Source organism: Pseudomonas sp. NFPP02 (genome assembly GCF_900119355.1).
GTDB classification, from domain to species: domain Bacteria; phylum Pseudomonadota; class Gammaproteobacteria; order Pseudomonadales; family Pseudomonadaceae; genus Aquipseudomonas; species Aquipseudomonas paracarnis.
In genome coordinates, this window is the sequence record NZ_FPJI01000001.1 from 386,993 (window position 1) to 401,810 (window position 14,818).

The window sequence follows — 14,818 nt, forward strand, 5'->3', positions numbered from 1 at the left end:
GCGGCTGGTTTGGCAGCAGCAGTTTTAGCAGCCGGCTTGGCGGCTGGTTTGGAAGCAGCGGTTTTAGCGGCTGGCTTGGCGGCTGGTTTGGAAGCAGCGGTTTTAGCGGCTGGCTTAGCGGCTGGTTTGGCAGCAGTTTTAGCGGCTGGCTTCGCGGCTACTTTTGCAGGCGTACGAGCACCCAGTGCCTTAGCTACGGCTTCCTTCACACGGCCAACGCCTTGGGCCAATTTCAGGCTTTCTTGAGCGTCTTTTTTGAGTTGGGAAATGTAGCTGCGGGTTTCGGCTTGGCGATCCTTGAGAGCATCCAGCAGCTCTTCAAGTTCTTTGACCGCGCCTTTGGCTTTGGCTTGCGCCTTGGACTTGCCGGCAGTGGCGGCGTCTTGCAGTTTGGTGCGGGACTTGTGCAGTTTTTCTTGCGCTTTACCGCGTTGCTTTTCCAGTTTGGCGAGCAGTTTTTCTGCATCAGCCAAGGCTTGGGAGCACGCGCTTTCCAGATGTTCGAGCAGGCTGCCCGAAAGTTGTTGGAGCAAGTGCAACGGGGTATTTACAGGCTTCTGTTTGGCCGACATGGTTTACCTCCTGGCTGACGTGGGTGCGGCTCATACTAGCCCTCTGCTCTTACCGCCGCTAGGGCATGTTGACAGTATCGTTTGCGTTGCGTTGCAACGTGCGAAAATTCTTATCGATATAACGGAAAACCACGTCACTTTTTACGCAGCCGCACTGGCATAATCCGTCGCACTTTCGCCGGGAGAATGCCCATGTCGCGTTACCTTTTTCTAGTGTTCGGCTTGGCGATCTGCGTGGCCGATGCAAGCGAGCAACCCTCTTCAAACACCACCGCCGCAACCCCACACGATCTTGCCTATAGCCTGGGCGCAAGCCTTGGCGAACGGTTGCGCCAGGAAGTCCCCGACCTGCAGATACAGGCTCTGCTCGACGGACTCAAGCAAGCCTACCAGGGCAAACCACTGGCGCTGGATAACGCGCGCATCGAACAGATCCTCGCACAGCACGAAGCGCAGAACGCCGCCGACGCCCAACGACCTCAAAGCGAAAAAGCACTCGCTGCCGAGCAGCAATTTCTCTCAAAGGAAAAAGCCACCGTCGGGGTTCGTCAGTTGGCCGATGGGATCCTGCTCACCGAGCTGGTAGCGGGCACTGGCAACAAGCCGTTGGCCAGCGATGAAGTGCAGGTTAAATACGTGGGCCGACTGCCTGATGGAACTGTCTTCGACAAAAGTACGCAACCGCAATGGTTTCGCCTCAACAGCGTGATCAGCGGTTGGAGCAGTGCATTGCAACAGATGCCGGTGGGTGCGAAATGGCGTCTGGTGATTCCTTCAGCCCAGGCCTATGGCGCAGACGGCGCAGGTGAGTTGATCCCCCCCTATACGCCGCTGGTGTTCGAGATCGAACTACTCGGCACTCGCCACTGACCCATAAAAAAACGGTGCGACATGCGCACCGTTTTGTATCTCCCCGCCGAGGGTCAGGCCTGGACAGCAGCCTTTTGTTTGTGGGCCGTGTGCAACACTTCGATCAGGCAATCTTCCAACTCGAAACGCTCATGGAGCAGACCGCCGAGCTCCTTGAATTTTTCAGCAACACACTTGCCTTCATCACACAGATCATTGAAGGCCAGCAGCTTCTCGGTGATCACATCAATGCGCGGGTAAAGGGTTTCGGCCAATTCCAATCCGCGCTTGTCATTGAAGGCTTTCGCTTCGCCGGTCAGCTGCTCATAAACCTCAAAATGACCCGCAGACACGTAGTCCACCAAAGACCCGCAGAATTCTTGCAGAGGCTTTTGCTTCTCAGCCAATGCATCGGGATGGGCACCAAGAGTGTCATAGGCCTGAATCAGTTCGTGGCGCTCCAACAGCCATCTATCGATCAGCTTATGCACCCCACCCCAGCGTTCCTGAGCATTCTGACAACTTTCCAACATGATGATCTCTCTTCCCTATTGGGGCGCCGCAGCTCTGTACCTGCGCAACACTTCAAGGATGAAGCAGCAGACGGACAAGGCCGTGTCTGACAAGCGGTTTGGATAACGCGTGCGGGCCAGATTATGCCCGCATGACTATGGCTTCAAGGTACGCAGGAGAGAATGTTCATACAAGTGTTTAATCCGCTCCTACAACCTGAGTCTTGTTTTCAAGGCGTTGCGAGGCGCAAATGCCTGTCGAACAACAACCGTGACACCTGCATGAACCCCAGGATCAGCATCGCCACGAAGAACAACAGACTCCACTCAGGCAGGCTCAGGTCAAACAGCGTCCAGTTGATTTCGACACAATCGACCGTGCCATTGAACACCGAGCGCATTGCCTGCCAGACAGACAGGTTTTCAAGCATGTGCTGCACGCTGGGCCAGCAATCCCCGACCTGACTGGCCGGCCTGTTCTGCAGCAGCACTTGCCTGCCTGCGGTGATGGCGCCCAGCAACGCACAGGCCATGCTCGCCAGCCCGTAGAGGCAATGGCCGGAACGCCCAGGTCTGTGAAGTGCGGCAATCAGGTTGATCAAGGCAAAAGACGCGAGGAACAGGCGCTGTACCTGGCATAGAAAACAAGGTCGTAGCAGCGCGCCGTATTGAAGGTAGAAAGACGCGCCCAACGTCAGCGCACCCGCCATGAACGCCAGGAAAAACAAAGAGCGTAAAGGGGCCAAAGACATTGTTTATCCGCACTGCAAGAGATAGGTCGCTACGGTAGAGGAAAGGCCCGACCCCTTTCAATACGCCCTAGAGCAGACATTTCCTCGAAAACATAAGGACATCCCGCCACGGGCCCGAGGAAATTCAGTTACAACAAGTAGGAATTAGTAACAAGGCCAGTTAAACCGAGTGTTTTCAAGCATTGAAGGAGCGGGTGTCGGATCGGTCCGAGCCAACCCACTCACCCTTTCCTACTTCAAGCTCGCGCAGGCACCGGCAGCGGCGAAGACAGCAGGCGATTGTCGAGCAATCCCAAGCCTTCCTGAAACAGCTGGTTGCTGCGCTCGGTGTCGCCCAATTGGGCCAGCAGGCGAGCCAATTCGGCGCAGGCTTCGGGATTGCGCTGCACTTGCAGGCTGCTTTCCAGATAATCCCGCGCCTTGCCCCACAGACTGTTTTGCAGGCACAGACGGCCCAGCGTCAGCAACAGGCTGGCATCACCTGGGTGGTCCTTGAGCCAGCCTTCGGCAAACTTCAATTGGCGCGCAGGATCACTGCCGCGCAACAGGCCGTACAACCGGATCAAGTGGCTGTCATAACCGCGCTTGAGAGCACCACGCAGCACTTCTTCGGCCTTGGCATCCGCGCCCAATCGACGCAGTTGGTCGGCATACGCCAACACCAGTTGTGGCTGTTGGCGCTGGGCAGTGGTCAGTTGCTCCCATGCGCGTTCCAAGGACTGCAACCCTGCTTCGCCTTGCTCTTCACGCTGGGCCGCCAGGCTCAGGTTCTCGCCCCAGGCGCGACGCTCCAGCTCGGCCAGTTCATTGGCGGGCAAGACTTTGTCCTTGCGCAGCTCAGGCAGCAGGCGAATCACAGACGACCAATCGCCACGCTGTTGATGCAGGCGTTGCAGTTGTCGCAGCACTTGCGCGTTATGCGGGTGACGCTCATGCATCGCCTGAAGAGTGACCAGCGCGCCTTCCGTATCACCTCGATCCATCTGCAATTGCGCGTGGCTCAAGGCAATGGCCAGTTCGGCCTGGGGCTGGCGCTCCAGAGCGCGCTCCAGCAAGCCGTCGGATTCCTCATAACGGCCCTGTTCATTAGCCGCACGGGCGGCACCGATGTAATACAGCAGCGGCTGACGCTCTGCTTCGGCGGCGCGGTGCAAGTGGCGCTCCGCACTGGCCCAACGTCCCTCGGCGAGGTCCATCTGGCCTTGCTCGATAGCGATCTGAACACGGCGGCTGCGATTGCGCCGTGACCAGGGGTTGACCACGCCACCGGATGTGGTGACCAGGCTCCACAACACGCGGACCAGATAAATCGCCAGGCCGATGGCAAACACCGCCACCAATGTCGCCCACAGGCTTGATTCGTAATGCAGCAGGTGAGGATAGGTAATCAACACGTAGCCGGTGTGCTTCGAAATGCCTACACCCAGGGCCAGGGCGAGCGCAATTGCGAGCACCAGGATCACATAGAAACGCTTCATCAGCTCTACTCCTGGGTCGCCGGTTTGCCAGCCGCGGCCTTGGCTTCGTCGGCCGACAGATGACGACGCTCAAGGTACGCCTGCACAGCGGCCAGGCTCGCGGCCAGGTCAGGCGTGACCACGGACACGGCCTTGGGCTCAAGCTCGGCAATGCGCGCCAGCATCGCCTTGCTCTGCGGGTTGTCCTGGTTGAAGTTGTCCTGCAACACGCTGCGCGCTTCCCCCAACGAGCGGCTGTAGACGGCCGCCTCGCCGTTAAGCGCAGCCCATTGGGCTTGCTCCAGTGCCAGGCTCAAGGCCAGGCGCACTTGGTTCAGGCCTTGGCCTGCCAGCAAGGGACGGATGTTGTCATCCGGGTTGAAGTCAATGCGGAAATAACGGGAGATCTGCTCCCACCACTGGCTCAACTGGTTCTGCGTATCGCTGGTGGGGCGCCCCTGGGAAGCAGGCTCCGTGAGCTGATACTCCGGGGCAATCGCCGCCAGTTGCACCACCTGGTCACGCAAGGCGGCCAGTTGCAGGTACAGGCCGGTACGGTCCGGTTGCTCGGTGCTGCGCAGCGCGGCCAGGCTCTTGGCCAATTGCTCCCGTGCAGCGAAAGCCCCTGGGTCGCTCTGTTCGCGAAGAATCTCGTCGGCACCCTGGACCAGCGACTGGGCGCTGTTAATGTCTTGCAAGGCGGACAAACGCAAGCTGGCCAGACGGATCAGATGCTCGGCCTCGGCCAGGCGCCAGTCCTTGCGGCTGGCACCCAACACGGTTTCCAGACGCTGGTTGAGGCGCTGCTGATCTCCCTGCAACTGCGTGACCAGGCGGCGACGCTCTTCCAGCTCATCCGCACCCGGCAACTGCGCCAGGCGGGCGGCCAGCTGTTGCTGGCCTTGCTTGAGGCTCTGGGACTGGTCATCCAGGGTCTGCACCTGGCCCAGTTGGTGCTGGCTGCTGGCTTGCAGGGCACGGACCTGCCAGATCCCCCAGCCGCCGGCGGCTACGCCCGCAGCGCCCAACAGCAAGGCGACGACGGCCAGGCCATTGCCACGGCGTGGCGCGCTGACGGGTGTCTCGACCGGCGCATCAAGCGCGGGCTGAGCTTCATCTTTAGGCAAGGCTGTTTCGCTCACGTATCCGTCCTTTGCGTATCAGAGAGTGGGAACGGGATAGCTCCCTAACGCCACTAACAAAGCCGCGGCACTCGCGCCGCGACAATCCACAACTTTTTCTGCACCCGCCGCCCGCGCCATTTCATATACACGCGGGCTGGGCACGAACAACGGCAGCTGTGCCACCTCTGGCCAATCGGGGCCGGCTAACGCGTGCAGATGTAAAAAACCCTGCCCACTGCTGACCACCAGGCCGTTCAAGCGTTCCAACTGGATGCGTTGCATCAACGCGCCCTTTTCATACACCGGAAGAAAACGCCGATACAATTCCAGGTAATCGACACTAGCACCTTGCTCGCGTAAACGCTCTGCCAGCAACTCACGCCCGCCCTCGCCGCGCAGGATCAACACCCGGCCGCCCGGCAGTGCAATAGCCTCGCGCAAGGCGGGCAGTTCAAGCAAGGCCTCGCTATCGTCGCCAGTGGCGGGATAATGAACCTTGAGGCCATGATCGGCCAGTATCTGTGCCGTCGCCGCGCCGACACTGAACCAGGGCATTGGCGGCACACTGTCCCCCAACCGCTGCAACGCCAGGCGTGCAGCCGGCTTGCTCACCACGATGACGGCGCAATAGCGCGGCAGTGCGCCGAATACCGCGCGTTGCTCAGCAGTCACCGGCAAGGCTTCGGTCTCCAGCAAAGGCAGGCAGCTGCTGTGAATGCCGCTCTTGGCCAATAACGCCGCCACGGCCGTCGACTCCTCGGCAGGCCGCGTCAGCAGCACTCGCCATTTGGTCACTGCGGGCCGGCCTCGCCATAGACTTTTTGCAAAATGGCACCCGCGCCTTTTTCCAGCAGTTCCTCGGCAACCTGAATCCCCAGTGCCGTGGCATCACGCTGCGGCCCACGCACCTCGGCGGTCAGCAGGTTACCGCCGTCCGGATCACCGACCAGGCCACGCAGCCACAGGTTCTCACCTTCGAGTACGGCATAGCAGGCGATGGGCACTTGGCAGCCACCGTTGAGGTGTTTGTTCAAGGCACGCTCGGCGGTAACACGCACTTCGGTGTCCGCGTGATCGAGAGGCTTGAGCAGTGCGTGAATTTCGCTGTCGGCGGTGCGACATTCGATGCCGACTGCACCCTGCCCGCCAGCTGGCAGGCTGTCTTCGACGCTGATGGCCGAGGTGATGCGGTCTTCAAAGCCCAGGCGGATCAGGCCGGCAGCGGCGAGGATGATCGCGTCGTATTCCCCGGCGTCCAGCTTGGCCAGGCGCGTGTTGACGTTGCCACGCAAAAAGCGGATCTGCAGGTCGGGACGCCGCGTCAGCAACTGGGCCTGGCGACGCAGGCTGGAGGTGCCGACGATACTGCCTGGCGGCAATTCGTCCAGAGACGCGAAGGTGTTGGAAACGAAGGCGTCGCGCGGGTCTTCGCGCTCGCAGATACAAAAAAGGCCCAGGCCTTCAGGGAAGTCCATGGGCACGTCTTTCATCGAATGCACGGCGATGTCGGCTTCGTTGTCCAGCAGCGCAGTTTCCAATTCCTTGACGAACAGGCCCTTGCCGCCGATTTTCGACAGTGGCGAGTCCAGCAGCTTGTCGCCGCGACTGACCATGGGCACCAGGGAGACCTTGAGGCCGGGATGGGCCTGCTCAAGGCGTGCTTTGACGTATTCGGCCTGCCACAAGGCCAGGGCGCTTTTACGGGTGGCGATGCGGATTTCGCGAGAGGACATGGATCAATCCGTACTGAATAGATACGGCGGATAATAACAGCTCAGGCAAATACGCTTTGATTTGAATCAGCAAGTGCGGGGCCTCCCTGGCCACGTCGCACCGGGATAAGGAATGCAGACCGCGCCGCAGCCCTTGGGCTAAAGCTGCTGCATCATTTTGCGCACGCCAGCGACATGGCGTCGGCTGACGATCAACGCATCGCCATTGAGCCCCTTCAGGAATAACTGAAAGTGCCCCAGGGGCGTGCGCTGCAGGCGCTCGATACGTTCACGGGCGACCAGCGCGTTGCGATGAATGCGCACGAAACGCTCGCCAAACTCGTCTTCAAGCGCCTTGAGCGGCTCATCGAGCAACACTTCACCGGTCTCGTGGCGCAAGGTCACGTATTTGTGATCGGCAATAAAGTAGACCACCTGGCCGAGTGGGATCAGTTCGATGCCCTTGCGGGTACGCGCGCTGATATGGCTCCGTGGCCCGTTACCACTTTGCGCAGCCGGTTGCGTCAAGGCAGCCAGTTGGGCGCGGCTGGGACGCTCGGCTTTTTTCAAGGCTTTGAGCAAGGCTTCGGCAGTGGCCGGCTTGACGAGAAAACTGACACCGCTGTCTTCCAGCGCCTGTGCAGAAAACTCATCCTGCGCCGCACACAACACCACGGCAGGCGGCGATTCGCGTTCGCTCAGGCGGGCGGCGACCTGCAGGCCATCAAAGCCCGGCATCCGGATATCGAGCAGCACTACATCGGGCTTGTGGCTGTCGATCAGCGTCAACGCCTCCTCGCCACTGGTGGCACTCGGTTCAAGGACTGAATAACCCTCAAGTTCACTGACCAGACGGCTCAGTCGCTCGCGGGCTTGGGGTTCGTCATCAACGATCAGGACATTCATATTGCGCTGGATTCCTGCGTGAGTCTCGCACAAGGATAGCGTAGACAGGTGCGGTGACTGACGTCACAGCGATCCACGCTAAGACTAGCGCGAGCGGCAAAAAGTGCCCTGAGAATGGCACCCAAATTTACCCGGACCTGTTCAATAGCGCCCAAGACCCGCTGCATTCGGGCATCGTCGTAGGGTTCACTGATAAACAATCCGAATACCCCCCTGTTTAATGGATAGTCTGGTTATGACCGCATCACCCGACTTTGGTGCATTCACACACTATCAGTCCAACTGTAGACGCTCACTGAGGCGACATTGCTCAATCGTCAAATATCGTTTCAATAAGTACCTGTCACCAGTCTCGTCCCGGATGCGGTCGGCGGCAAGGCACTTAGCCATCTCTTACACAAATAAAATTGCCGACCACCCGCAGCACCGCCTCCACGGGCAACCCTGTTATGATCGCCTGCACACCTTCATGCCTCTTTTAAGCAGATCACGAGCGAATCCATGAGCACCGACAAGACCAACCAGTCCTGGGGCGGCCGCTTCAGTGAACCCGTCGACGCCTTCGTCGCGCGCTTCACCGCCTCCGTCACCTTCGATCAACGCCTGTACCGCCACGACATCATGGGCTCCATCGCCCATGCTACGATGCTGGCCAAGGTCGGCGTGCTGACCGACGCCGAGCGTGACAGCATTATCGACGGCCTGACCACCATCCGCGGTGAGATCGAGGCAGGGACGTTCGACTGGCGCGTCGACCTCGAAGACGTGCACATGAACATCGAGGCACGCCTCACTGATCGCATCGGCGTGACCGGCAAAAAACTGCACACCGGCCGTAGCCGTAACGACCAGGTCGCCACCGATATCCGCCTGTGGCTGCGCGATGAGATCGACCTGATCCTGGGCGAAATCACCCGCCTGCAAAAAGGCTTGCTGGAGCAGGCCGAGCGTGAATCGGACACCATCATGCCCGGCTTCACCCACCTGCAGACCGCACAACCCGTGACCTTCGGCCACCACCTGCTGGCCTGGTTCGAAATGCTCAGCCGCGACTACGAACGCCTGGTCGATTGCCGCAAGCGCGCCAACCGCATGCCGCTGGGCAGCGCTGCACTGGCCGGCACCACCTACCCGATCGACCGTGAGTACACCGCACAACTGCTGGGCTTTGACGCCGTGGGCGGCAATTCTTTGGACGGCGTGTCGGACCGTGACTTCGCCATTGAATTCTGCGCCGCAGCCAGCATCGCGATGATGCACCTGTCGCGCTTCTCCGAAGAGCTGGTGCTATGGACCAGCGCGCAATTCCAGTTCATCGACCTGCCAGACCGCTTCTGCACCGGCAGCTCGATCATGCCGCAAAAGAAAAACCCCGACGTGCCAGAGCTGGTGCGTGGCAAGAGCGGCCGTGTGTTTGGCGCGCTGATGGGCCTGCTGACCCTGATGAAAGGCCAACCACTGGCCTACAACAAGGACAACCAGGAAGACAAGGAACCGCTCTTCGACGCCGCCGACACCCTGCGCGACTCGCTGCGCGCCTTTGCCGACATGATCCCGGCGATCAAGCCCAAGCACGCGATCATGCGTGAAGCGGCACTGCGCGGATTCTCCACCGCGACCGACCTGGCGGACTACCTGGTGCGCCGTGGCCTGCCGTTCCGTGACTGCCACGAAATCGTTGGCCACGCCGTGAAGTACGGTGTGGACACCGGCAAGGACCTTGCGGAAATGAACCTGGAAGAACTGCGCCAGTTCAGCGACCAGATCGAGCAGGATGTGTTTGCCGTGCTGACCCTGGAAGGCTCGGTGAATGCCCGTAACCATGTGGGCGGCACTGCGCCGGCACAGGTCAAGGCAGCGGTCGTGCGCGGCAAAGAATTGCTCGCCAGCCGCTAAAACTGTGGCGAGGGAGCTTGCTCCCGCTGGGCTGCGCAGCGGCCCCAAAATCTTGGGAGCGCTTCGCACTCCAGCGGGAGCAAGCTCCCTCGCCACAAAAGCGACTCTATTTCTTGGCCGCAATCATCGCCATGAACGCCGGCATCGCCGCCTGCCTGTCCGCCTCTACCTTCTGCGCATTGGGCATCTCATTCAGGCGCGCCAACAATGCCTTCGCCTTCGGCAACTGCTCCAGCAGGTCCAGCCCAAACAGCTTTTCGCCCACACCGCAGGCCAGGCTGAGGCTGTACATGAAATACAGGTCCGCGAGGGTGAAGCTCTCACCTGCCACATAAGGCGCAAACTTACCGTGCCGGCCTAACGTACCCATCCCAAGCAGCAGCTTGGCCCTGGATTTTTCCTTGATCGCCTCCGGCACCGTCATGCCGAAAAAAGCCTCGGCGTAACACGCCCGCGCAGGCAGTTCGATGTACAGCTCGATCTCACGGCACAACGCCAACACCTGAGCCCGCGCAAACGGGTCGGCGGGCAACAGCGCCGGGCCTTCCTGGCTCTGCTCGAGGTATTCGAGGATGACGCTGGTTTCGTTGATGAACCCCTGCTTCACACCCAGCACCGGCACTTTGCCGCGGGGGCTGACCGCCAAAGCTTCGGGGGTTTGCCCGGCGTAAAAAGGCACTTCTTCGAAGGGCAGTCCTTTCTCCAACAGCGCCAGCTTGACCATGTTGTAGTAGTTGCTGACCGAAAATCCGTAAAGCTTGAGCATCGCAAAGCCTCCAGGCCGGGTGTGGGGTTGGCTGCAAGAGTTATAGATCCTTGAGGGCACCCTGACCAGCAGCATCACCCACCTGAATGGGGGTAGACTGACGCCCTTTCCTTGAGGAGCCTGCCATGAGCGAGCCGACCGATATCGACAACGACGAAGAAGAATTCACCGAGACCACGCTGATCGAAGCCATCGAGAACCAGATCGAGAGCGATAACCCGCCAGCGGCCAAGGCTACGTTCAACAAACTGACCCTGGTGGGTTACGAGCGCGAAGATATCCTGAATCTGATGGCTCACGTGCTGGCGTTCGAGATCGATGCCATGCTCGAAGATGACCGCGCCTTCAATACCGAGTGGTATGAAACGGCACTGCGGGCACTGCCCGAGCTGCCGCCGGAAAAGGAATAACCCCGGCACGCAGCAACACGCTGGACAGTTCGGCAAAGTGCGTTCACCTTATGGCCTGCTAGCCTCTAATAAATTTTAGAAAGTCTGGAGTCCTTATGTCGTATACCCCTGAGTTGGTTGCCGAACTGGAAATCCTTGTACTCTTCCCCTTGGACAGCACCAAGGAAGGCTTGAAAGTCCATCAGACTGCCGCCCCCACTGCCATCGCCGCTGCCAAGCGCCTCCATGCCAAAGGGCTGATCGACCAACCGGACGGGGGCTACCTGACGAGTCTTGGCCGGGACGCTGCCGAGCAAGCCCAAACCCTGCTGACCATCCTCACCACTGCCAGCACCAAAGAAGCCGCCTGATACCTGATACTGCCCATGGAGTCCGCCGCCTGCGGATTCCGCGGGCACTGCTGCGCGGCATACAGAATTCTGACGCCAAAAAGCCATTTCCCTCTAAAACTCCTACGCTACTGTCTGTAAACTCCTGCATGGCCGCCCGCGTCGGGCCCTGCGAGCCAACGAGTTCGACATGACCCGCACCCATGAAATCCGCCCCGATCTGGACGAAGGCATCGACCGCAAGGTGCTGACCCAACTGCGCGCGCGTTTCATGACCCTCAATCAAGGCCGCATGGCCCGGGCCGTCGAGGGGCTGACGCCACGTCAGCAAAGCGTGCTGGCCTTGTTGCCGCTGTTTTTCCACGTCAATCACCCGCTCTTGCCGGGCTATGTCTCTAGCAGCACGCCGGCCGGGCTGTCGAATTTCGAACCGGACGCCCAGGCCCTGGCCGATGCCCAGCGCCTGACCCGTTCGTTCTCCTATAAACCGCGCCACGGCAACCCGCCTACGCCGATCCACGGCTTGTTCCTGATGGGCAGCCTTGGCACCCTGGCCCAGGCCGATCAAAGCGATATGGACGTGTGGGTGTGCCACGCTCCCGACTTGAGCGAAACCGAGCTGGCCGAGCTGCGCAAAAAGTGCCAACTGCTGGAAACCTGGGCCTTGGGCATGGGCGCCGAAGCGCATTTCTTCCTGATCGACCCGACGCGCTTTGTGTTGGGTGATCGCGATACGCAACTGAGTTCCGACGACTGCGGCACCACCCAGCACTACCTGTTGTTGGATGAGTTCTATCGCACCGCGATCTGGCTGGCCGGGCGCACGCCCATCTGGTGGCTGGTGCCGGTCTACGAAGAAAGCCGCTACGCCGAATTTACTCACACCCTGGTGTCCAAGCGTTTTATCCGCACCGATGAAACCCTCGACCTCGGCCATCTGGCTCATATTCCTCCAGGGGAGTTTATCGGGGCCGGGCTGTGGCAACTGTTCAAGGGCATCGAGTCGCCCTACAAGTCGGTGCTCAAGCTGCTGCTGACCGAGGTCTACGCAAGCGAACACCCGAACGTGCGCTGCCTGAGCCTGCGCTTCAAACAGGCGGTGTTCAGCCATCAGGTAGACCTGGATGAGTTGGACCCGTACATCATGGTCTACCGCCGTATCGAGGAGTACCTCAAGGCCCGCAACGAGCTGGAGCGCCTGGAATTGGTGCGGCGCAGCCTGTACCTGAAGGTCAACCGCAAGCTCAGCGCCGGCCAGCGCACCGCCGGTTGGCAACGGCAACTGCTGGAACGCCTGGCGCATGAGTGGAGCTGGGACACGCGCCAACTGGCCCTGCTGGACAGCCGCAGCCAATGGAAAGTGCGCCAGGTCGCCTCCGAGCGCCGCGCTCTGGTCAATGAGTTGAACTACAGCTACCGCTTCCTCACGCAGTTCACCCGCAGCGAACAGACCGCCAGCGCGGTCAATAAGCGCGAACTCAATGTACTGGGCCGCCGCTTGTACGCGGCGTTCGAGCGCAAGGCCGGCAAGGTCGAGTTCATCAACCCCGGCATCGCCCCTGACCTGGCCGAAGATACCTTGACTCTGGTGCAGTCGCCCAACCGCAAGGAGCCGGGCCAACACCATTGGGGCCTGTATAACGGCAACCTTACCGCTCTCGAATGGGAACACTTTGCACCGATCAAACGCAGCCGCGACCTGCTGGAAATGCTCACCTGGTGCCATCGCAACGGCGTGATCGACAGCAGCACCCGCCTGGCGCTGCACCCCGGCACCAGTGACATGACCGAGTTCGAGCTGTTCAACCTGCTGGGCAGCCTGCAACAGACCATCACCCTGCCCCTGGCCAGTGTCGACGAGGTCCGCTTGCTGCGCCCGGCAGTGCCAGAAGAGGTGCTGCTGCTGATCAACGTCGGGGTTGACCCGCTCAAGCATCATCGCGACCTGAATATTCTGATGACCACGGAGCGCACCGACTCCCTGAGCTATGCCGGCGTGCGCGACAACCTGGTGCTGACCCTGGACCAAGTCACACTCAACAGCTGGAACGAAGTGATGGTCAGCCGCTATGACGGCCCGCACGCCCTGCTCGACTGCCTGCGCGACTATCTCAACCAATTGCCATCGAACCATCTGCCACGCCTGCGAGTGCGTTGTTTTTGTCACAACCGGGCACAGTTCATTGCCCAGCGGGTGGAAGAGGTATTCGACACCGCGCAGCATCTGCTGCTCGGCCAAGGCAATCATCGCTACCTGCTCCAGGTGCAGCAGCATTATCACGTCATGGAACTGGTACCGGGCCAAGCCACCCATGTATCACTGCCGACTCAGGACGCGCTGATCGCTTACCTTAGCGAGGAGCTGGCCAGCTACAGCCCGTGGCACCTGGACGCCATGGCCTTGAAAGACCACGACCTGGCGCTGCTGCTGCCCATGGGCCAAGCCGAGTGTGTGCAGGTGTTCTACCGGGTCAATGAAGGCTTCGCCGACGTCTATGTGCTCGACGAATTCAACGCGCTCTGGCAACAGCGCTTGCCGTTTCATGATGAGCAAAGCCTCTTGGCCCCACTGCAACGCTTTTTGCAATCGATCCTGTACCGTCGGGAAGCGCTATTGTCCCTGGACACCCAGCAACCTGCGGGCGAAGTACAGATCCTGTACTACCAACTGTTGCCATCGGGCAACGGCCGGGCGCGGGGCGTGGAGCCACGACCGGCCCCGCAAGACCCGGCCAACAAGGCGTTTTATGACGTGCAGGCCATCATCGGTAAAGGCGCGCCAGGCCAGGTAGGGATCACCCTGTACTGTAATCAGCGGGAGTTTTCCGAACTGGAATTTGGCGACCAGCTGTTTGCAGTGGTCGCCCGGGAGATCGTCGGGCAACGTCGGGAAACCGAGCGTTACCGCGGCTATATCACTGATCTGGATCTGTCGGGGCTGCTCGGTGATGTGCAAAGCCCAAGCAATCTGTACCTGCGCTATAAAGCCGAACTGGAACAGTCACTCAATGCGGCCTTGGATCAGGTTTAGAGCGGGAAGGCGCCGCCATCTTTGGGCTGGCCTTCGACGCTGAGCAATTCCAGCTTGAGGGTCTTGCCGCCAGGCGCCGGCCAGTCGATGTGCTGGCCCACTTGCAGGCCAAGCAATGCGCTGCCCACGGGCGCCATGATCGAAATCTTGCCTTCGTCGGCGTTCGCGTGCTTGGGGTAGACCAGCGTCAGGTGATAGTCCTTGCCGCTGCTTTGTTCACGACAATGCACGCTGGAATTCATGGTCACGACACCCGCAGGCACTTCATCGTGACCAACCACGTCTTCGGCGCGGTCGAGTTCGGCTTGCAACGCTTCGACGCCGGGAAACTCGTCGCCCAAGCGGTCGATCAGTTGCTCCAGACGCTGCACGTCAAGACGGGTAAGAATGATGGACGGTGCGGTGGTCATGATTCAGGCAGACTCCTTTTTTCTGCACAAAAAAGCAAAACCCCGCCAGGAAAAGGCGGGGTTCTCACGGACCTCGATGAATGGAGGTGTAT

General features: G+C 60.2%; 15 protein-coding genes. 5 read left to right on the plus strand and 10 right to left on the minus strand.

All coding sequences use genetic code 11. The features are described 5' to 3' along the window. A partial coding sequence (locus BT204_RS27820; protein WP_204840105.1) for an AlgP family protein occupies positions 1-572 on the minus strand: 572 nt, incomplete at its 3' end. Between the two features lie 192 nt (positions 573-764). On the opposite strand from BT204_RS27820, the gene BT204_RS01820 reads away from it, so the two are divergent. Further along, entirely contained in the window at positions 765-1,442 is a 678-nt protein-coding gene (locus BT204_RS01820) for an FKBP-type peptidyl-prolyl cis-trans isomerase (protein WP_034129038.1), read from the plus strand. 53 nt (positions 1,443-1,495) lie between these two features. On the opposite strand, the gene BT204_RS01825 is transcribed toward BT204_RS01820, so the two are convergent. From BT204_RS01825 to BT204_RS01850, 7 genes are all read right to left on the minus strand, one after another. Continuing rightward, positions 1,496-1,954, minus strand: a complete 459-nt coding sequence (locus BT204_RS01825) for an Rsd/AlgQ family anti-sigma factor (protein WP_034129039.1) — start codon at positions 1,952-1,954, stop codon at positions 1,496-1,498. Between the two features lie 209 nt (positions 1,955-2,163). Beyond that, positions 2,164-2,685: a disulfide bond formation protein B gene (locus BT204_RS01830; protein ID WP_034129040.1), complete on the minus strand. Its 522-nt coding sequence runs from the start codon at positions 2,683-2,685 to the stop codon at positions 2,164-2,166. A gap of 236 nt (positions 2,686-2,921) precedes the next feature. Then, positions 2,922-4,163: a heme biosynthesis protein HemY gene (locus BT204_RS01835; protein ID WP_034129041.1), complete on the minus strand. Its 1,242-nt coding sequence runs from the start codon at positions 4,161-4,163 to the stop codon at positions 2,922-2,924. Positions 4,164-4,168: 5 nt separating this feature from the next. Further along, complete coding sequence (locus BT204_RS28025; RefSeq protein ID WP_034129042.1) at positions 4,169-5,284, minus strand: uroporphyrinogen-III C-methyltransferase; 1,116 nt, start codon at positions 5,282-5,284, stop codon at positions 4,169-4,171. 18 nt (positions 5,285-5,302) lie between these two features. Further along, on the minus strand, positions 5,303-6,061 hold the full coding sequence (locus BT204_RS28030) for a uroporphyrinogen-III synthase (RefSeq protein WP_060763908.1): 759 nt from the start codon (positions 6,059-6,061) through the stop codon (positions 5,303-5,305). Beyond that, positions 6,058-6,999, minus strand: coding sequence for a hydroxymethylbilane synthase (gene hemC, locus BT204_RS01845; RefSeq protein ID WP_034129044.1), 942 nt, complete (start codon positions 6,997-6,999; stop codon positions 6,058-6,060). Before hemC ends, BT204_RS28030 begins: the two co-directional genes overlap by 4 nt. Before the next feature lie 138 nt (positions 7,000-7,137). After that, the gene (locus tag BT204_RS01850) at positions 7,138-7,884 is read right to left on the minus strand and encodes a LytR/AlgR family response regulator transcription factor (RefSeq protein ID WP_034129045.1); all 747 of its coding nucleotides are present in this window, start codon (positions 7,882-7,884) and stop codon (positions 7,138-7,140) included. A gap of 501 nt (positions 7,885-8,385) precedes the next feature. Here BT204_RS01850 and argH point away from each other — a divergent pair. Then, positions 8,386-9,780 carry an argininosuccinate lyase gene (gene argH / locus BT204_RS01855; protein ID WP_072445623.1) on the plus strand — a complete coding sequence of 465 codons (1,395 nt, stop codon included), beginning with the start codon at positions 8,386-8,388 and terminating at the stop codon, positions 9,778-9,780. Positions 9,781-9,886: 106 nt separating this feature from the next. Here the strand turns inward: argH and BT204_RS01860 are convergent, their stop codons facing one another. Continuing rightward, complete coding sequence (locus tag BT204_RS01860) at positions 9,887-10,546, minus strand: glutathione S-transferase family protein (RefSeq protein WP_072445624.1); 660 nt, start codon at positions 10,544-10,546, stop codon at positions 9,887-9,889. Between the two features lie 125 nt (positions 10,547-10,671). On the opposite strand from BT204_RS01860, the gene BT204_RS01865 reads away from it, so the two are divergent. From BT204_RS01865 to BT204_RS01875, 3 genes are all read left to right on the plus strand, one after another. Then, positions 10,672-10,956, plus strand: coding sequence for a hypothetical protein (locus tag BT204_RS01865; RefSeq protein ID WP_014720450.1), 285 nt, complete (start codon positions 10,672-10,674; stop codon positions 10,954-10,956). 95 nt (positions 10,957-11,051) lie between these two features. Then, positions 11,052-11,306 (plus strand): TIGR02647 family protein, encoded by a 255-nt coding sequence (locus BT204_RS01870; RefSeq protein ID WP_003195403.1) that lies wholly within the window; start codon positions 11,052-11,054, stop codon positions 11,304-11,306. A 169-nt stretch (positions 11,307-11,475) separates the two neighbouring features. Further along, positions 11,476-14,316 (plus strand): class I adenylate cyclase, encoded by a 2,841-nt coding sequence (locus BT204_RS01875; RefSeq protein WP_072445625.1) that lies wholly within the window; start codon positions 11,476-11,478, stop codon positions 14,314-14,316. Here the strand turns inward: BT204_RS01875 and rnk are convergent. Then, positions 14,313-14,726, minus strand: coding sequence for a nucleoside diphosphate kinase regulator (rnk, locus tag BT204_RS01880; RefSeq protein ID WP_034129049.1), 414 nt, complete (start codon positions 14,724-14,726; stop codon positions 14,313-14,315). The two genes, BT204_RS01875 and rnk, sit on opposite strands and share 4 nt — an antisense overlap. Between the last annotated feature and the right edge of the window lie 92 nt (positions 14,727-14,818).